The sequence below is a fragment of the Pyxidicoccus xibeiensis genome, assembly GCF_024198175.1.
In the GTDB taxonomy this organism is placed as follows: Bacteria; Myxococcota; Myxococcia; order Myxococcales; family Myxococcaceae; genus Myxococcus; species Myxococcus xibeiensis.
Map to the genome: position 1 here is coordinate 320,350 of NZ_JAJVKV010000010.1, position 18,810 is coordinate 339,159.

Here is an 18,810-nt window from a genome sequence, read left to right on the forward strand (position 1 = left end):
CGAGTCGCTGCCCGCTACAACCGGGGGTCCACCGGCTCGCTCTCCAGCGCGAGCACGCCAAAGACGCACTCGTGGACGCGGCGCAGCGGCTCCTTCCGGACGAACCGCTCCAGCGACTCGATGCCGAGCGCCAGTTCGCGCAGCGCGAGGGAGCGCTTGGTGGACAGCCCCCGCTCACGCAGGCGCTCCAGGTTCGGCATGGCGGTGTACTCCGGGCCGTAGATGATGCGCAGGTAGTCCTTGCCCCGGCACTTGATGGCCGGCTGGAGCAGCCCCTTGCCGCCACGCGCGACGAAGGACAGCGGCTTCACCACCATCCCCTCCCCGCCCGCTGACGTGAGCGCCTCCCACCACCGGGTGCCCTCCTCCACGGACTGCGCGTCCGACAGGTCCACCACGCGGTAGCGCGTCGCCAGCAAGAGGCCTTCGTCCGCGCGGCACACCTTCGCCAGCGTCTCCAGGTGCCACACGTGGTCCTTGTCCACGTGCACGGCCCCCTCCGTCGCCAGGAGGTGGAACGGAGCCAGCCGCACACCCTCCAGCGACTGCACCGGCCAGCAGTAGCGGCGATACGCCGCGACGTACCGGTCCACGCTGTGCACCTTGTCCTCGAACCTCAGCGCCAGGTCGCCCAGCTCCACGCCCCGGCCCCCGGCCTGCTCCAACCCCGCCAGCGCCTCCGCCAGCGAGGCCCGGGCCGCCGACCCCACCGCCGCGTACTGCTCCTTCACCAGCTCCTGAGCCTTGAGCGACCAGGGCATCAGCTCACAGTCCAGGCAGGCCCAGTCGGTGCCGTGTTCCTCCCAGAAGCCAGAGCGCTCGAAGGCGGTCTGCAGCCGGGCCAGGAACGCGGCTTCCAGTGACACGTCGTTGAAGAAGCGCCGCCCGGTCCGCGTGTAGCAGGCGCCCACCTCGCCCCCGGTGACTCCGAACCGCCGCCGGGCCACCTCCGCGTCGCGACACACCACGACGACGGCCCGCGAGCCCATGTGCTTCTCCTCGCAGATGACCTTCACCACGCCCTCGTGCCGGTAGTAGCCGAAGGCCTCGGCCGGGTGCTCCAGCAGCCCGGCCTCCCGGCGCGTGGCCGGCGGAGACATGGTGGGCGGCAGGTAGACGAGCCACTTCGGGTGCAGCGCGAAGCGGCTCATCGCCTCCAGCGCCGCCGTGGCGTTCTCCTCGCGCACGGTGACGCTCTGGATGAGCCGGGTGTTGACGATGCGCTTGCCCAGCACGTCTTCGATATCCAGCACGTCGTCATGCTGCTGCTGCGCGGAGACGGCCGGCAGCATGGGCGCCACCGCCCCCAGCGGCTTCACCGGCTCGCAGTAGACGCGCGCCGCGGGCACCGACACCCGCTCCTTCTCCGGGTAGCGCAGCGCCGTCAGCTTGCCGCCGTAGACGCAGCCCGTGTCCACGCAGAGGGTGTTGTTCAGCCACTCCGCCTCGGGCACCGGCGTGTGGCCGTACACCACCATCGCCTTGCCTCGGTACCCGGCGGCCCAGTCGTGACGCACCGGCAGCCCGTACTCGTCCGTCTCGCCCGTCGTCTCTCCGTAGAGGCAGAACTCACGCACCTTCCCCGAGCCGCGCCCCTGCATCGACTCCTTCAGCCCTGCGTGCGCGACGACGAGCCGCCCGCCATCCAGCACATAGTGCGACACCAGCCCATCAATGAAGTCCGCCACCTTCGCGCGCCACTCGGGCGGCTCGCGCTCGAGCTGCTCCAGCGTCTGCGCCAGGCCATGGGACAGCTTCACGTCCTTGCCCCGCAGCTTCCGCAGCAGCTTGGTCTCGTGGTTGCCCGGTACGCACAGCGCCGTGCCCGCCTCCACCATGCCCATCACCAGCCGCAGCACGCCGGGAATGTCCGGGCCCCGGTCCACCAGGTCACCCAGGAACACCGCCTTGCGGCCCTCCGGAGGGCGCACGTCGAAGCCGACCTCGCGCCGCGACACCGCGTAGCCCAGGCGCGTCAGCAGCGCGAGCAGCTCGTCCAGGCAGCCGTGGATGTCGCCGATGATGTCGAACGGCCCCGTCTCGTGCTTCCGGTTGTTCCACAGCGGCTGTCGCTCCACCTGGACCGCATCCAGGTGCTCGGGCTTCAGGATGTGGACGTGACGGAAGCCCTCGCGCTCCAGGCCCCGCAGGGAGCGGTGGAGCTGCTGGAGCTGGCTGCGGACCACGTGCCCGCCGAACTGGCGGTCCGGCCGGGACTGGTTGCGCGCGTGGCAGGTCCTCTCCGGGACGTCGAGGACGAGGGCCACGGGCAGCACGTGGTACTCGCGGGCCAGCGCCACCAGCGGCTTGCGCGCCTCCGGCTGCGTGTTGGTCGCGTCGATGACCGTCAGGAGCCCCCGCGCCAGCCGCTTCGCGGCGACGAAGCGGAGCACCTCGAAGGCGTCCACCGTGGCGTCCTGCGCATTCTCATCGTCGGCCACGAGCCCACGGCACGTGTCGGACGACAGCACCTCCGTCTCCCGGAAGTGCCGGCGCGCGAAGGTGGACTTGCCGGCGCCGGACGGACCGACGAGCAGGACGAGGGACAGCTCGGGAAGGGAGAGCTTCATCGCGTGAACACCGCCATCTGGGTCGGAGCGCCGACCTCCGCGTCCACCGGACCTACCGGGGAGAAGCGCACGCCGTAGCCGCACCGCCCGGCCACGCCCCGCGCCCACGTCTCGAGCTCCGCCCGCGTCCACTCGAAGCGGTGGTCCCGGTGCCGGAAGCGCCCCGGGGCCAGGCCCTCGAAGCGCACGTTGAACTCCGCGTTGGGAGTGGTGAGCACCACCACGCCAGGCCGGGCCTCCTCGAAGAGGACGCGCTCGAAGGCGGCCAGGCGCAGCGGGTCCAGGTGCTCGATGACCTCCACCACCGTGGCGGCCTCGTACCCCGCGAGCCGCTTGTCGCGGTACACCAGCGAGCCGTGCAGGAGCTGGAGCCGCTGCCGCTGTAGGTCCGGGAGCCGCTCCCAGCCCAGGCGCTCCTTCGCCCGCTCCAGGGCCCGGATGGACACGTCCATACCGGTGATGCCGGTGAACCGCCGCTCCTTCAGGAGCGCCTTGAGCAGCTTGCCCTCGCCACAGCCCACGTCCACCACGCGCGTCACGCCATGCTCCACCAGGACGGCTACCACGGCCTCGCGGCGCTGCTCGTCCAGGCTCACGCGTCGCTCCAGCGTGGCCTCCTCCTCATCGCGCGCGGACTCGACGGCCTCGGGCTCGCCGGCCTCCTCCACCGCCGCGAGCCGGTCCAGGGCCTCTCGTGCGAGGCCGCGCTGGTGGCGCAGGTAGCGAAGGGTGATGGCCTCCCGCTCCGGGTGCGCCGCCAGCCACCCTTCGCCATGGCGGAGGAGCTTGTCGATTTCGTCCTCCGTCACCCAGTAGTGCTTGTCGTCGTCGAGCACCGGCACGAGCACGTACAGATGGCTGAGCAGGTCGCCCAGCGGCTTGAGCCCCTCCAGGGTGACGGTGAAGTACCGGCTGGCGCCCCACTCCGGGACGGTCTCATCCAGGGCGTGCCGGGTGGCCGTCACGGTGTAGCCCAGCGGCTCGAAGAGGCGTCGGAGGAAGCCCTCGCCTCCCCGGCAGGGGAGCACGGACAGCCGGGCCGTCAGCGGCAGTGGCTGGGCGGCCAGCTCGGGACGCTCGCGACTGCGGCCAGACATGGCGGCGCCGAAGATGCGCGACAGCGCCACGCTCAGGAAGGACGAGGCCACATAGGGCCTGTCGTTGACGTACTGCTCCAGCGCTCCGCCCTCACCCGGAGGCCCCTTGCGGCTCCGCACGAGCGCGACCGGGTCCACCTCCAGCAGGAGCGCGGCCGTGCACCGCTCTGAGGTCGCCTCCGGGTAGAAGACATGGCCCTCTCCGAAGGGCAACGCGAACGACTGCGCCTTGTGCGGGCTCTTGTGCAGCAGGTAGCCCAGGTCGGTCGCGGGCGCGTGGGTCGTCGAGAGGGTCAGGAGCATTCAGGTCCAGACGCTGGCCTTCGCCAGCAGTGGGGCCAGGTGGAATCGGAGGCCCGGGAGCAGCACGTCTCGGCGCGGCCCGGGCCGCAGACGCCGGGTCCGGCACGGTCCTGACAGGTGCGGCGCGGCCCTGGGCGAAACCGACTAAAGTCGCCGCGCGCCTCGAACGTCGTTCCCAGCCCCTCGGAGTCGTCCATGTCGTCCCCCCGCGCGCTCGCGCCGCTGCTCGTCCTCCTCCTGCTTTCCGCCTGCTCCGACCCCGACCCCACCCCCGGACCGGTGGACAGCGGAGTCACCCGGGATGCCGGCTCCGAGCAGGACGCAGGCCCCGACACGGACGCGGGCCCCGACACGGACGCGGGCCCCGACACGGACGCGGGCCCCGACACCGATGCGGGCACCGACGCGGGCACGGACCTCGCCGTCACGTCGAGCATCCTGCCGGATGGGTACGCGGGCCGGGCGTACTCGGCCACCCTTGCGGCGGTCGGCGGTGTTCCGCCCTACGAGTGGACGCTGGCGACGGGAACGCCGCCCGCCGGCCTGACGCTCTCCCTCGAGGGCGTGCTGTCCGGCACTCCGGCCACGGTCGGCGGAGAAGCCCTGACCGTGAGCGTGCGGGACTCCACGGGTGTCTCCGTCCGGGGGCCCGTCTCGCTCACCACCTACGCGGCTCCTGACCTCGCCGCGGTGCCTGGCCAGCAGAACTCCGTGGGCGACGACGTGTCGCTGACGTTCCGGGTGTCCGGAGGCAAGGGGCCCTTCTCCTTCACTGCCGACACGCTGCCCCCGGGCCTGACGCTGACGCCGGCCGGCGTCCTCGAGGGCACGCTCAGCCAGGCCGGAACCTTCTCCTCCAATGTCACCGCCACGGACGCCAACGGAGTGACGGCCACGCGCGCCGTCAGCTTCACCGTCCAGCTGCGCCTCGCCATCACCACCAACGTGCTGACCCAGGGCACGCGGGGCGAGCCCTACGAGCTCACCCTCACCGCTGTGGGTGGACTCGCACCGCTGAGGTGGAGCGTCTCTGTCGGTACCCTGCCCGCCGGGCTCACCCTCTCCCCCTCGGGCGTCATCTCCGGAACGCCCGCTGAAGAGGGAACCGTCACGTTCGTCGTCACCGCGCAGGACGTGAACGCCCAGACGACTTCGCGCGAGTTCACGCTGACCGTGCGAACCTCGGGCTCGCCGGTGTTCACCGTGGGCCAGTGGAACCTCACCTACTTCGGCTCCGACACGCAGGGTCCTCCCAACTCCGCCTCGGACGGCGGCACCTCCGACGACCTCCAGATTGCCTACGCGCGCGACGTGATGCGTGACGCCGGGGCCAACGTCTGGGGCATGGTGGAGATGGTGGACACGGCCGACTTCGACACGCTCAAGGCCCAGCTCCCCGGCTTCAGCGGCTTCCTGGCCAACAACACCGCCTTCGTCTCCGGCGGCACGTCTCCCTACGGCAACAGCAGCCAGAAGCCGGGCATCCTCTACGACAGCTCGCTCACGTTCCAGAGCGCGCGCCTCATCCTGACGGACCAGCTCGCGGACTTCAGCAGCCGCCCGCCGCTGCGCGTGGACTTCACCACGGAGGTTCAGGGCGTGGAGACGCCGCTGGTGGTCATCGTCGTCCACATGCGGGCCAACAGCTCCGACCCCACCGGCCCCCGGGACGCGCGCCAGCGCGCCAGCGCAGCGCTCAAGACGTATCTGGACCAGCAACTGCCCACGCGGCACGTGCTCGTGCTGGGTGACTGGAACGACGACGTGGACGAGTCCATCTCCCTGGACCCGGGCTCCGGCACGCCGCTGCCCACGCCCTACCAGGACCTGGTGTCCGACGCCGAGCGCTACACCTTCATCACCCGGGAGCTGTCGCTCGCGGGAGACGACACCACCATCGGCTTCGAGAACGTCGTCGACCACACGCTGGCCAGCAACGAGGTGGCCGCCCGGTACGTCGCCGGCTCGGCCCGCGTCCTGTACGCGGACAACGAGATTCCCGACGTCCTCAACCGCGTGAGCGACCACCGCCCCGTCCTCAGCCGCTATGCCTTCAGCGCGGAGACCGGCCCCTTCCTCCGGCTCAAGTCGCCCCTGGGAGGCGCGTACCAGGCCGGCACCGTGCTCCCCATCACCTGGACGTCCTTCGGCCTGGGCCAGGTCCGCGTCGAAGCCACCCTCAACGGCGGTGAGCAGTGGGACGTGCTGGCCTCCTCGGTGCCGGCGGTGAATGGCAGCTACGCGTGGACACTGCCGGACCTCGACTCCGTGAGAGTGCACGTGCGCGTCGTGGACGTGGCAAACCCGGCACGCACCGACACGAACATCGACCCCATCACCGTCCGCCGGGGTCCCGCGCGGGTGTTCATCAACGAGTTCCTCGCGGACGAACCCGGCGCCAATGGCCCGCCCAACTCCGCCTATGAGTTCATCGAGGTCGTCAACGCGAGCTCCTTCACCATGGACCTTGGCGGCTGGACCTTGTGGGACGGCACCAGCAACGCGCGGCACGTCTTCCCCGCGGGGCTGAAGCTGGGCCCGCGCAAGGCCTACGTCGTCTTCGGTGGAGCCGCCGCGCTGCCGGCCGGAAGGACCAATGCGGCGGCCGCCAGCAGCGGAACGCTGGGCCTGGGCAACGACGACAGCGTGAGCATCCGGGCGCCAGACGGCAGCCTGGTGGACCACCACGGCTATCAGGGCAGCGTGGAGGGCGTGTCCAGGAATCGGAGCGTGGATGGAAGCTTCGACGCGGAATTCCTCCCGCACACCGACCTGCCCTCCGGGCGGCCCTCGTCCCCTGGCACACGTCAGGACGGCACCGAGTTCTGACGCGGCCCGCTCCGGGCGGCCCCGCCCTGTCCGGACTACAGCGGCCGGTGCGACGGCTCGAGGAAGCCCTCCTCCAGCCGGGTGTCGGCCTCATGCACGGGCAGGCCCTGTCGGGCCGCGGACGGAGCCAGGCCAGCCCACTGGAAGAGGCGCTCCAGTGCGGCGGTGCGCTCGGGCTCGGGGAGCTGCATGAGGCGCGCGCCGTGGTTGCCGCGGGGCACGACGAAGCGCAGCGCATCATTCGACTCGCGCACCTCGAAGGGGGCGGAGGACCACGGGTCGTCCTCGCCGTAGAGGAACAGCATCCGCTGGCCCGCGTGGCGCACCCAGTGCCCCACGCGCAGCATGGCGGTGACGTCGAACCGCTTCCGCACACCGAGCGGCGGCAGGTGGGCGGGGAGGTCCTGCCGTGGGTAGCGCAGCAGCCCGTGCAGGTGGTGCTCCGCGTAGCGCAGCGCGCCGAGCTGCGTGGCCGCCTGGTAGTAGTAGGGCGCAAGGGACTGGAGCCCCGCGTCCCCGAAGCTGTCGGTGAAGAACGTGCGGCGCTGGACGAAGTCGAAGAGCGCCGAGGCGGGCGCGTCCGGAGCCGGAATCGTCGGACAGAGGGCCTGGCTCCCGAGCTGCCAGAAGTAATAGGGCAGCTCCAGGACGGAGAACTCCAGCGCCCGGTCCAAGCCGAGCACGTCGAAGGTGGCGCCGCTGCTCGCCGCCACCCCGGCCGCGAAGGGCAGCAGCTCCTCGCGCCGGGTGAGCGCGGCCCGCTGGATGGCCCGGAGCCGCTCGCGGCAGTCCGCGTCGGTGCCCACCGTCTCGAGGAAGCGCACGGCCCGCACGTCCGTCTCCCCGCGCACGTTGGGCGTCACATAGGCGACGGTGGCGTCCACGTCGTCCGGGTAGAAGTGGCGGTGGTAGGTGGCCGCCTGGCCGCCCTTGCTGATGCCGGTGCTCAGCCATCGGCCGTCTCCCAGCAGCGGGCGCAGCGCCTGGACGATGCGGTGGTGGTCGGCCGCGGCCTGCTCGATGGTGAGCCGCTTCCAGTCGTGGGAGGCCGGGCGCGAGGTGCCGAAGAAGCGGTGCTCGACGCGCAGCTCGTGGGCCGCCAGCAGCCGCGTGGGCTCGCTCTGGGTGGGCGTGGGCGTCAGCGCGTAACCGAGCGTGTGCAGCACCACCGGCGTGGGCCCCGGCCGGTAGCGGTAGAGGAGCGTCATGCGCTGGAGAAACCGCTCGCCCTCGGGGCGCTGGTGGTCCGCCGGCTGCTCGTAGTCGAGGATGAAGAAGCGCGTGTCCTTCGTCGTGTTCGACAGCCACACGTCCAGCAGCACGGTGAGCCCCGGGACGGCGCGCAGCTGCTCCCCGAGGTCCTCCGACTCCAGCGCGGAGGCCCGGGACGCGCCCGGGTCTTCGGAGCGGCCAGGCTCCGAGGGCGCACTCCCACCACAGGCCTGCAATAGCAACACGACCGCCAGGGCCGAGGCCCCGCGGGCGAGGAATGCTGTCCCACTCATGGTGACGTCTCCGGGGCCGCCGGCCGAGCGGAGCCGGATGCATCGCCCTCGACGCGACCCGCCGTCAGAACGTCAGCGGCCTCGGCGGCATATCGCCCCGAGCCTGGCAAGGGCCTGACGGCGAGGAGCAGGAAGCTGCCGTGCCGAAGGGGGCCCGCGGCAGCACGCCGCGCCGCAAGACGCTGCCCACCGCCCGCCGCGCTACTTCGGCGGCGGCCGCTCCGAGGTGCCAGGCGCCGGGCCCATGGGCTCGGCCTTGTAGGCGGCCCAGGACAGCGCCACCTCCCGCCCTGTCGCGTCGCGGCCATGGAGGAAGTCGATGACCTGCTTCACCTCTGGCCGCACCTCGGTGGGAAGCACGGTGACGTGTCCCCGGAAGCCTCCACGGCCCAGGTCCTCCGCCACGGTGATGACCTCGCGCCACGCACGGGTGCGCACGTCCACCTGGTCATCCCAGCTGACGGTGAGCCGCTCCACGCGCTCCCAGCTGACGTCGCCGCCTTCGAGCACGTCGACCTGGACCTCGCTCCGCCAGACCTCCGCCACGGAGGCCCCGGCCGCTCGCTCGACCTTCAGGCGCGCCTGGGGTGGCGCATCCGGCGGCGGCTGCCCCCGGACCAGCACGAATGCCGTCGCGGTCTGCTCGCCTCGCGCCCCACGGGCGGACAGCCTCACAGTGAATCCCCGCACGTCGTGTGCACCCAGTGCCTGCGTCGCATAGCCATGCGTCGCCGCAGGCCTCTTCGTCAGCGCGGCATTTCCGTCCCCGAAGTCCCACACGTACGAGGTGGAGGCGTTCGGGGATACCGCCTGGAAGCTGAAGTCTCCGCTGCCTCGCTGGGTGACCTCGATGCGCAGCGCATCGGCCTGCCCCTCCCCCTTTCCGCACGCGCGCACGTCGATGCCGACGAGCTGCTCCGCGAGCACGCCCACGCGCCGGCCCCCCAGGTCCTTGCAGAGCTGGAAGCGCACGAAGTACCGGCCCGCAGTGGCCGGAGCGCGCCACTGGAGCCGCGAGCCGGGCTGCAGCTCCGCCCCCGCCTCCGCGCCCGGCCACACCCACCGCTGGACGGCGCCCGGCTCGGCCTCACCTCCCACGCGAGCCGACAGCATCATCGGCTCACCCGCGCACACCCACGGACGGTCCGCGTCGATGCCCTCGATGACGGCGCTCGACGCCAGCACCACCCGCTCCTCGTTCAGCGCCTCGGAGAGGGCCTCGCCCGTCGCGGCGGGCGGAACGAGCGCGTGCGCCGGCGGCCGCAGCCGCGCACGGATGGCGGGGCTCGGAGCCACCTCCGCCGCGCGCACGGGCGCCGCCACGACGGTGCCCAGGCTGGTGGGCCGGAGCGGCGGCTCTACCTCCCGGGGCACCACCAGCGCCAGGCCCACGACCAGCAGCACCCCACCCGACACCAGGCCCACGATGACGCGGGCACGGCTCCTGCCTTTGCGACTTCCAGGGACAACAGGTGACATGGGCGTGCGTCAGAAGCCGAAGTCGTTGAGGTGGCGCCGGTAGCCCTGGGAGTTGGGCCGGTACCACTGGTCATCCCAGCCCTTGAACTCCACGTCGTCGAGCAGCCGCTCCGTCTTCCCGTTGAGGACCACGGAGTTGATGAGCGGCACGGCCGTGGAGCCCACGTTCCGCGAGGCGAGCTTGTTCGCCGTGGTGTCGAGGTACTGCGACGTCGTGCGGCTGCAGAAGTCCTGGGAGAAGCAGCCCCTGTCACACGTGGACAGGGTGTTGTAGGCGGCGTGCTTGTCCTCGGCCATGTAGAGGACGGGCCACCCGCGGTAGCCGTTGCGCGAGTCGCTCAGGTCGTACTCGAGCTGGTCGAACGAGTACCAGGCCGACGAGTCACACGCGCTCTTGCGGTGCGCGGACAGGTAGGCCCAGTCGAGGTACCAGCGCCCACCGGAGTAGTGCACCTCGAAGATTTGAAACTCCGGGTCGCCGTCGTGGCCGGTGGTGACGCCGGTGTCCTCGTAGAAGGTGTCCAGGTAGAAGATGCGCAGCGTGCGGGTGGCGAAGGCCTCGCTCTTGACGGCGTAGTACGGCCGGCGGGCGGTGCCGCTCTCGCCGCTGTCGAACCAGAACAGCGGCATGAACCACTTCGCGAGCTGGTACTCGCAGTCGTCATTGAGCCCGTCCCGGTCCGCGTCCGTGCCGGTGCCCCAGCAGTTGTCGCCGTAGGGAATGACGGAGAGGCCATCGGCACGGGCCACGGGGGCCGACAGCGCGAGGACCAGGCCCAACGACATGACGACGGTGCGGATACCGCGACTCATGCAGGCGCTCCCGGGAGTGGAGACGTCGAGGGAGGCCGGAGGCTACCGTGCCTCCGGCCCCGCCCGTCAGCCGTCCCCGGGAGGACCGTCGATTTTCGGGCCCTCGGTCAGCGCGCACCCACGGCGGGCAGGTCCACCCCCCCGGTCGACAGGAAGGACGCCACCTGCTGCTGCGCGGCGTCCGCCACTGCCCCGTCGCCCACGCGGTACAGCAGGAAGGAGTGACGGACCTGCTCGGGCAGCGAGGCCACGTCCCACTTGTAGGCAGGGCAGACGTTCTGCGCTCCGGTGTTCGCCGCGGCGATGAGCCGCTCCGTCAGCGGGTTGGGGATGAGCTGGTCCCCCGCGATGTACTGGATGAACACATCCCGTCCCGGGGGCACGCCCGCGCGGTCCTTCAGCGCCCGCGCCACGTTGACCGGGTCCGCGGAGTCGTACACCTGGCGGTGCAGCCGCATCACGTCGTCGAAGCGCGGAGTCCCCGAGGTGAGTCCCTGCGAGGCCAGCAGCGCGAGATACGCGGCCCGCTGGCCCGCCAGCGCGGGCGACGTCAGCAGCAGCGATTGCAGGTCGGTCCCCGGCGTGTTGAGCACCCCGCGCTGGACGTCGGGATTCACGGACAGGAAGAGCGCTCCCACCGTGCCGCCCAGCCCCGCGCCCACCAGGTGGAGCCGCGAGGTGTCCAGCTTCACGCCTCCCAGCCCCGACGCGAGCTCCGGGCTGCGGAGCACGCGGACGAGCTGGGTCAGGTCGACGACGGCCTGCCGGTGGTTGTCGCGCACGGCGAAGGGGCTCGTGGGCTGGAGCATGTTCCAGCCGGAGATGGCGGGTTGCCGCGGGGCCTGCGACGTCGCGATGAACGAGCCGCCCTCGCACAGGCCCTGGCCGGAGCCCGTGGACAGGCAGCGCCCCTGCCCGATGGCCCCACAGAACACATCCCCGTGCAGCCCTTCTGGCGACGTGGAGCAGACCGCGCGCTCGCCGGAGCCGCTCGCCACGCAGCGGCCGTAGGAAGGTGACCCTGGGTTCCTGTCGCACGCCTCACTGCCCGGATTCGCGCAGGCATTGTCGTTGTCGTACGGAGGCGGGCTTCCCGCGCAGCTGCTGCGCTCGCCATGCAGGGGCAGGTCCATGGCGGCGGCGGCGAAGCCCGCGCGCGCCAGCGCGTTGGCGATGTGGAGCAGGTGGTACCGGCTGCCCCCGTAGTCATGCGCGAAGAGGACCACGGGCCAGCCCGCCGCGGGCATGGGCGTGTTCGGGACGGTCAGCACCACCTCCGCCCGCGCCACCTGCGGCGTGCCGAAGGAGCCGTCCGGCGCGGTGAGGAGGTTGGCGTTGGAAATCCCGATGTCGAACAGCCGCCCCAGGCGGTCATGGGGCACGCCGAAGTGGGAAATCGTGACCGACCGGTCCTCGACGTAGACGGGCGCGGAGGGCACGTCGTTGGCGACGGCGGCGAGCGCCACCAGGGACTCCCGGGTGGTCTGGGTGCGGAACACGGTGGCCAGCGCAATGCGCGAGCGGGGCAGCCCCAGCGCCACCAGCTGGTCCAGGGCGGGCTTCTGCCCCAGGCGGATGGGCTCCAGGGCCACCGCGAGCGCGTCCGGCAGGCCGGTCAGGGTGCTCCGGCCCTGGGCATCCACGAGCGGGGCCGCCAGCCGCACCATCGCCCAGTTCACCGAGGGGATGACGCGGCGTCCCTCCGTGTCCTTCAGGTCCGTGGTGACGACGGCCGCGTAGGTGGTGCGCTCCTCCAGGGGCAGCTGCGGCACCCACTGGAGTTCCTGGGGATTGGACGGCCGGGTGCCGTCGGGATGGAGGCTGGAGGTGCAGTCGAGGCACGCCGTCACGGAGGGCGCCACGCCCTCGCCTCCCAGCCGCACGAACCGGGTGCCGTCCGCGAGCGAGGCCGCGTCCAGGCGCCCGGAGGACAGCGCCCCCTGCGTCGGGCTGTTCTCGGAGACGATGGGCGCCGTGGTGGAGAACCCATCCAGCGTGTTGAGGCCGGTATAGAGCGCGTTCAGGAACGGGCTCTCCGAGGCCCTGGGCACCGGAAGGTTCAGCCCCGTCCCGTTGGCCGCCAGGAACAGGTTGCTGGGGTATGGGGCAACGAAGTTGGTGAGGTCGAAGCTCACCTCCGAGCGGCCCACCGTGGTGAAGGTCCACAGCAGCGCCACATCCTCGCGAGCAATGCCCTGGCCCGCGAGCGTGGCCAGGTGGGGCGCGTAGAGCACGCGCAGTTGCTCCAGCTGCTGCGCATCCCCATCCGGCAGGCCGGAGACCGTGCTGCGGCCCGAGCCATCCACCAGCGACGTGGCCGAGCGCACCCACTGCCAGGCCTGGCTGCCGACGACAGCCCGCCCCTGTGCATCCTTCACGCCCTGCTCGCCGCCGAGCACCGCCACCACGTACCGTGAGCCCCGGCCCCAACCTCTCGGGGGGATGATGGAGATGCGGTTCGTGTCCGGGTTGTAGCCGATCACCGGCGCCGAGGCCGGGGCCGGCCCCTGGATTCTCACCAGCCGGACGGTGGTATCGGTGACGGTGAGCGGGTCGAGCTCGCCCGAGACTTCGACACCGCCAACGGTCGACAGCGGGAAGCCATCCAGGGTGTTGAGGTAGTCGCGCGTGAACTCCTGCTGAGCGGGAGAAGTGCCCGGGTCCACCGGCAGGGTCACCAGGCCCGTGCCCGGGTTGATGAACAGGTCATTGGGCTCGGGAACGACGGGCCGGGCACCGCGCGGCTCGAAGCGGAGGAACGTGTCCTGGGGCCCCGCGTCGGGCAGGCCCGCGTCGGTGTCGCCCGCATCGGGAATCCCCCCGGCATCCGCACCACCGTCAGCCCCTCCGTCCGCTCCGCCATCCGGCTGCCCCTGGGGCTCCGAGCAGACGCCCGCCTGACACTCCTCCCCGGGGTCACACGCCCCACAGGCGGCGCCGCCCGTGCCACAGAGCCGGAAGGTATTGCCGGCCGTGCAGACACCCTCGGCGCAGCAGCCCGCGCAGGTCACCGGTCCACAGGAGGAGTCGGGAGGGTCGATGGGCTCGGGAGTATCACCGCACCCGGCGGTCACCAGGAGCGACAGGGCCACGAGGGCCATGGAGGGAATGAGACGCATGGAAAGGCTTTCTCGCGGAGAAGCGTGCACAGGGGAGGTGGCGGAACGATACCCGCTGAGGCCCACCACGTTCCTCATCGTTTGCGCATGGGCGCCCGTGCCATTGGTGTAGGAAGTCGGCATGCGTGCTCTTCCCTCCGTCCTGCTCTGTCTTTCGATGACCCTGGCGAGCGCGGGCCTCGCGCAGCCCGCCCCCGCGAAGGCAAAGCCCCGCGCCCGGGACCTGGGCATCACCTTCGGCGGGAGGACTGGCCCCAACAACGCCATCACAGACGTGCCGGGGGTGGAGGTGGGCCACACGACGCTCATCTCCGGCGAGGACCGCGGCGAGCCGGGCCAGCGCGCGGTGCGGACGGGCGTCACCGCCGTGCTGCCTCGCGGCAAGGATGGCGTCGCCGAGGCGGTGTTCGCCGCGACCTTCGCCCTCAATGGCAATGGCGAGCTGACGGGCACGCACTGGGTGGAAGAGTCGGGCCAGCTATCCGGGCCGGTGATGCTGACGAACACCAACGACATCGGCGCCGTGCGTGACGGCGTCATCACCTGGGCGATGAAGCGGGACCTCGCGTGGGACCTGGGCCTGCCCGTGGTGGCGGAGACCTGGGACGGCTTCCTCAACGACATCTACGGCTTCCACGTGAAGGCCGAGCATGCCCATCAGGCGCTCGACACCGCTCGCGGCGGGCCCGTCCCGGAGGGCGCGGTGGGCGGCGGCACGGGGATGATGTGCCACGGCTTCAAGGGCGGTATCGGCACCGCCTCCCGGAAGCTGCCCGACGCCGAGGGCGGCCACACCGTGGGCGTGCTGGTGCAGTGCAACTACGGCGCGCGCCGGCTCCTCTCCGTGGAGGGGGTGCCGGTGGGCGAGGAGCTCACCGACCTGCGGCCCTGCTACGTGGGCGCCCGGAAGCCGGAGGGGCCCTTCATCGGGAACATGGTGGCCTGCCCGGCCTCGAGCGGCGTCACCCGGCCGACGCTGAACGAGGGCGCGGGCTCCATCATCATCGTCGTCGGGACGGACGCGCCCCTGCTGCCGCACCAGCTGAAGCGCATCGCCCGGCGCGTCTCGCTGGGCCTCGGGAAGATGGGGGGCCTGGGGGAGAACTACTCGGGCGACATCTTCCTCGCCTTCTCGACGCAGCGGCTGAAGCCGGCCGCGCAGGCGCGCATCGCCAGCGTGGCCATGCTCGACAACGACCACATCACCCCGCTCTTCGAGGCCACGGTGCAGGCCACGCAGGAGGCCATCCTCAACGCCATGCTCGCCGCCGAGACGACGACGGGCGCCAAGGGCGTCCGCGTCTTCGCCCTGCCCCAGGACCGGCTGGTGAAGGCCATGAAGAAGTACGGGCGGCTGTCACCCGCCCCGGCGCGCGAGCCCCAGAAGCCCGCGACGCCGAAGCGCACGCCTTGACGCTGGACGGCGCTCAGGGCTTCGCGGCGGCCTTCCGCGAAGCCACCCACGCCTGGACCTTGCCTTCCAGGACGTCCAGCGGCACGGAGCCGTCCAGCAGCACCACGTCGTGGAACTCGCGCAGGTCGAAGCGCGCGCCCAGCTCGCGCTCCGCGCGGGTGCGCAGCTCGCGGATGCGCAGCTGGCCAATCTTGTAGGCCAGCGCCTGTCCCGGCCAGGCGATGTAGCGGTCCACCTCGTTGGTGACGTCCAGCTCCTGGCGCGGCGAGTTCTCCATGAAGAAGTCGAGCGCCTGCTGCCGCGTCCAGCGCTTGACGTGCATGCCCGTGTCGACGACGAGCCGCACCGCGCGCCACATGTCGTACGCGAGCTGGCCGAACTTGTCGTACGGGTCGTCGTAGAGGCCCAGCTCGTCGCCCAGCGTCTCGCAGTACAGCGCCCAGCCCTCGCCGTAGGCCACGTGGTAGCCGAAGCGGCGGAAGTCGGGCATGGCCGTCTGCTCCACGGCCAGCGCCGTCTGCAGGTGGTGGCCGGGCACCGCCTCGTGCAGCGTCAGCGGCACCATCTCCCAGCGCGGCCGCGTCTCCGGGCGGTAGAGATTCACCAGGTACGTGCCAGGGCGAGAGCCGTCCGTCGCGGCCGGGTAGTAGAAGCCCGTCGTCACGTCCGGCGCCATCGCCTCCGGGGTGGGCTCCACGCCGTACGGCTGCCGGGGCAGCGTCTTGAACAGCTTCACCAGCAGCGGGTCGATGCGCTTGGCGAGGCTGCGGTAGCGCATCAGCAGCTCGTCCCCGGTGCGGTAGTAGAAGCGCGGGTCCGTGCGCAGGAAGCGGAAGAACTCCGGCAGCGTGCCCTGGAAGCCCGCCTTCGTCTTCACCGCCTCCATCTCCGCGCGGATGCGCTTCACCTCGGCCAGCCCCAGCGTGTGGATCTGCTCGGGCGTCAGCTCCGTCGTCGTGTACTTGCGGGCGAGGAAGGCATACCGCTCGCCGCCGTCCGGGAGCTGCCAGCTGCCCACCTGCTCCGTGCCCTTCGGCACGTACTCCCCTGTGAGGAACTGGTGGTAGCGCTTCAGCGCGGGCAGCACGCCCTGGGAGATGGCGGCGCGGGCGGCGGTGGCCAGCCGCTGCTGCTCGGCGGCGGGAATGCTGGACGGGAAGCGCTTGAAGGGGCTGTAGAAGCCGCTCTTCACCGGGTCGTCCACCAGCTGCTTCTCGATTTGCGGCGGCATCCGACCCAGGACGACCTTCGGGTGGACGTGCCCCTCGCGCAGACCCTCGCGCATCAGCGCCATCACCTGGTCCACGTACGTGCCGAAGGTCTTCAGCCGGGTGGTCCACTCCTCGTAGTCCTGGACGGTGTCGAAGCGCAGCGTGTCCGCGAGCTGGTACGCCGTCTGGATGCCCGGGGGCTGCTTGATGCCCTCGGGGAGGCTGCCCATGTGGGTCACCGGCATCAGGTGCGTCTTGAAGCGGTGCTCCTCCACCCACAGCGCGTAGTCGCGCAGGAACAGGTCGTAGTTGAGCTGGTCCGCGGCGGAGAGCTTCTTGCTGTCCAGCTTCTTCAGCTGCGCGACGACCTGGACGTTGTGCTGGTGGTCCGCCTCGATGGCCTCGAGGCTCAGGTCATCCCACTTGTCGTTCCAGCGGCGGTCCCCCTGCACGGAGGCGTAGGTGGGGCTGTGCTCGAGCTGGTACTGCCACTCGCGCTGGATGAGCGCGTGCAGCGCGGTGGCGGTGGCGTCGCGCTTCTGGGCGGCGTCGGTGGTGGAAGGAAGCATCGCGAGGAACCCCAGGGCAAGGAGCAGTGCTGCGCGCAGTCCAGTCATTCGGGCCCCGTTCTACCCCGGGATGCGCGGGGGCTCACCTGAGACCAGCACCGGCTCCTCGGGGAGCGGGCGCTTCAGCACGATGAGCGCCAGCGTCGTCGCCAGCGTGCCCGCGAGGAGGGCCACCAGGTACAGGCCCACCGGCTGCACCGCGTTGGGGATGGCGAGCACGAACACGCCGCCGTGGGGAGCCCGCAGCGCGCAGCCGAACCACATGGACAGGGCCCCCGTCACCGCCGAGCCGAACACGATGGAGGGAATCACCCGCAGCGGGTCCTTGGCGGCGAAGGGAATGGCCCCTTCGGTGATGAACGCCAGGCCGAGCACGGCGGCGGCCTTGCCGGCCTCGCGCTCCTGGAGCGTGAAGCGGCTGCGGGCCACCACCGTCGCCAGGGCCAGGCCCAGCGGTGGCGTCATGCCGGCGGCCATCACCGCGGCCATCGGCGTGAAGGTGTTGGAGCCCAGCAGGCCCACCGCGAAGGCATAGGCCGCCTTGTTGACGGGCCCGCCCGTGTCCACCGCCACCATCGCCCCCAGCAGCAGGCCGAGCAGGATGGCATTCGTCCCGCTCAGCCCCGTGAGGAACCCCGTCAGCCCGTTCATGATGGCCGCGGCCGGCGCGCCAATCACGTAGACCATCAGCAGCCCGACGACGAGCGAGGCGAGCAGCGGGAGCACGAGGACGGGCTTGAGCCCCTCCAGGTTGGCGGGCAGGCGGATGTGCTCGCGGAGCCAGCGCGCCACGTAGCCCGCGAGGAAGCCCGCGACGATGCCGCCCAGGAAGCCCGCGCCGAGCTGCCCCGCCAGCATGCCGCCGATGAAGCCCGGCGCCAGCCCCGGCCGGTCCGCGATGGAGTAGGCGATGTAGCCCGCCAGCGCGGGCACCATCAGCGAGAAGGCCGCCTGGCCGATGCGCATCAGCGCCGCGGGGAGTGTGCCCTCCTCCTTGAAGGCCTCGATGCCGAAGATGAACGACAGCGCGATGACGAGCCCGCCCGCCACCACGAACGGGAGCATGAACGACACGCCCGTCAGCAGGTGCTTGTAGGGCCCGGAGGGCTCCCCCTTCGGACGGGCCCCGGACTCCACCACCGCCTCCGCCGCGCTGGCGCCCGCGGGCGGGGCCGGCAGCGCCAGCGCCCGCGTCACCACCGAGTCCGCCTGCTTCAGCGCCTCTCCCACCGAGGTCTTCAGGAGCCGCTTGCCGGCGAAGCGATCGGTGGAAACGTGCGTGTCCGCGCCGATGATGACCGCGTCGGCGGCGGCAATCTCCTCGGCCGTCAGCGTGTTCTTCGCGCCCACCGAGCCCTGCGTCTCCACCTTGATGTCGTAGCCCCTCGCCTTCGCGGCGCGCGTGAGCGCCTCGGCGGCCATGAAGGTGTGGGCGATGCCCGTGGGGCAGGCGGTGATGGCCACCAGCCGGCCGGAGCCACCGGGCACCGGCGCGGGCTTCGGGAGCACCGTCACCGGCGTGGCGGTCGCCACCGACAGCTCCGTCGAGGCGGCGACGGGGGGCGTGGAGGCCGGGGAACGTGCCGCGCGCGCCACGGCCTCGTCGATGATGTGCCCCGTCTCCCGGATGGCCAGCGCCGTCGAGGTCCGGATGATCTGCTTGCCCTGGAAGCGGCTCTCGTCGACGGTGATGTCGGCCGCGACGATGACCACGTCCGCCGCGGCCACGGCCGCCGGGTCCAGCGGCGCGCTCACGCCCTCGGAGCCCCGCGTCTCCACGGCGATGTCGTGTCCCTTGAGCGCCGCCACGCGGCGCAGCGCCTCGGCCGCCATGACCGTGTGGGCGATTCCCGTGGGGCAGGCGGTGACGGCTACCAGTTTCGCCATGGTCTTTGCGTCCT

General features: G+C 71.5%; 10 protein-coding genes. 2 read left to right on the forward strand and 8 right to left on the reverse strand.

Translation table 11 applies throughout. The annotated features are described in order from the left end of the window. Positions 1–14 precede the first annotated feature (14 nt). A complete protein-coding gene (locus LXT23_RS35665) occupies positions 15–2,570 on the reverse strand; it encodes a polynucleotide kinase-phosphatase (protein ID WP_253984861.1) in 2,556 nt (851 codons plus the stop codon). Continuing rightward, a complete protein-coding gene (locus LXT23_RS35670) occupies positions 2,567–3,970 on the reverse strand; it encodes a 3' terminal RNA ribose 2'-O-methyltransferase Hen1 (RefSeq protein WP_253984862.1) in 1,404 nt (467 codons plus the stop codon). The genes LXT23_RS35665 and LXT23_RS35670 overlap by 4 nt, the downstream gene beginning before the upstream one ends. A gap of 195 nt (positions 3,971–4,165) precedes the next feature. On the opposite strand from LXT23_RS35670, the gene LXT23_RS35675 reads away from it, so the two are divergent. Continuing rightward, positions 4,166–6,799 (forward strand): putative Ig domain-containing protein, encoded by a 2,634-nt coding sequence (locus tag LXT23_RS35675; protein ID WP_253984863.1) that lies wholly within the window; start codon positions 4,166–4,168, stop codon positions 6,797–6,799. Between the two features lie 35 nt (positions 6,800–6,834). Here LXT23_RS35675 and LXT23_RS35680 read toward each other — a convergent pair whose 3' ends face one another. The 4 genes from LXT23_RS35680 to LXT23_RS35695 all read right to left on the reverse strand — a co-directional run bounded on the left by LXT23_RS35680 (position 6,835) and on the right by LXT23_RS35695 (position 13,715). Next, positions 6,835–8,304, reverse strand: a complete 1,470-nt coding sequence (locus tag LXT23_RS35680; RefSeq protein ID WP_253984864.1) for a S28 family serine protease — start codon at positions 8,302–8,304, stop codon at positions 6,835–6,837. A 201-nt stretch (positions 8,305–8,505) separates the two neighbouring features. Further along, entirely contained in the window at positions 8,506–9,783 is a 1,278-nt protein-coding gene (locus LXT23_RS35685; RefSeq protein WP_253984865.1) for a PKD domain-containing protein, read from the reverse strand. A 9-nt stretch (positions 9,784–9,792) separates the two neighbouring features. Next, positions 9,793–10,596 (reverse strand): hypothetical protein, encoded by an 804-nt coding sequence (locus tag LXT23_RS35690; RefSeq protein ID WP_253984866.1) that lies wholly within the window; start codon positions 10,594–10,596, stop codon positions 9,793–9,795. 107 nt (positions 10,597–10,703) lie between these two features. Further along, positions 10,704–13,715, reverse strand: coding sequence for a hypothetical protein (locus LXT23_RS35695; RefSeq protein WP_253984867.1), 3,012 nt, complete (start codon positions 13,713–13,715; stop codon positions 10,704–10,706). A 121-nt stretch (positions 13,716–13,836) separates the two neighbouring features. Between LXT23_RS35695 and LXT23_RS35700 the strand changes: the two genes are divergently transcribed. Beyond that, entirely contained in the window at positions 13,837–15,129 is a 1,293-nt protein-coding gene (locus LXT23_RS35700) for a DmpA family aminopeptidase (protein ID WP_407692936.1), read from the forward strand. 13 nt (positions 15,130–15,142) lie between these two features. On the opposite strand, the gene LXT23_RS35705 is transcribed toward LXT23_RS35700, so the two are convergent. Both LXT23_RS35705 and LXT23_RS35710 read right to left on the reverse strand, forming a co-directional pair. After that, positions 15,143–16,957, reverse strand: a complete 1,815-nt coding sequence (locus LXT23_RS35705) for a DUF885 domain-containing protein (protein WP_253984868.1) — start codon at positions 16,955–16,957, stop codon at positions 15,143–15,145. A 12-nt stretch (positions 16,958–16,969) separates the two neighbouring features. Next, positions 16,970–18,796 (reverse strand): PTS fructose-like transporter subunit IIB, encoded by a 1,827-nt coding sequence (locus LXT23_RS35710; protein WP_253984869.1) that lies wholly within the window; start codon positions 18,794–18,796, stop codon positions 16,970–16,972. Positions 18,797–18,810 lie beyond the last annotated feature (14 nt).

Excerpts from the sequence above, each read along its gene's own strand:
- LXT23_RS35665 (WP_253984861.1), bottom strand. The coding sequence starts at position 2,570 with ATGAAGCTCTCCCTTCCCGAGCTGTCCCTCGTCCTGCTCGTCGGTCCG.
- LXT23_RS35670 (WP_253984862.1), bottom strand. The coding sequence starts at position 3,970 with ATGCTCCTGACCCTCTCGACGACCCACGCGCCCGCGACCGACCTGGGC.
- LXT23_RS35685 (WP_253984865.1), bottom strand. The coding sequence starts at position 9,783 with ATGTCACCTGTTGTCCCTGGAAGTCGCAAAGGCAGGAGCCGTGCCCGC.
- LXT23_RS35705 (WP_253984868.1), bottom strand. The coding sequence starts at position 16,957 with ATGACTGGACTGCGCGCAGCACTGCTCCTTGCCCTGGGGTTCCTCGCG.
- LXT23_RS35680 (WP_253984864.1), bottom strand. The coding sequence starts at position 8,304 with ATGAGTGGGACAGCATTCCTCGCCCGCGGGGCCTCGGCCCTGGCGGTC.
- LXT23_RS35710 (WP_253984869.1), bottom strand. The coding sequence starts at position 18,796 with ATGGCGAAACTGGTAGCCGTCACCGCCTGCCCCACGGGAATCGCCCAC.
- LXT23_RS35700 (WP_407692936.1), top strand. The coding sequence starts at position 13,837 with ATGCGTGCTCTTCCCTCCGTCCTGCTCTGTCTTTCGATGACCCTGGCG.
- LXT23_RS35690 (WP_253984866.1), bottom strand. The coding sequence starts at position 10,596 with ATGAGTCGCGGTATCCGCACCGTCGTCATGTCGTTGGGCCTGGTCCTC.
- LXT23_RS35695 (WP_253984867.1), bottom strand. The coding sequence starts at position 13,715 with ATGCGTCTCATTCCCTCCATGGCCCTCGTGGCCCTGTCGCTCCTGGTG.
- LXT23_RS35675 (WP_253984863.1), top strand. The coding sequence starts at position 4,166 with ATGTCGTCCCCCCGCGCGCTCGCGCCGCTGCTCGTCCTCCTCCTGCTT.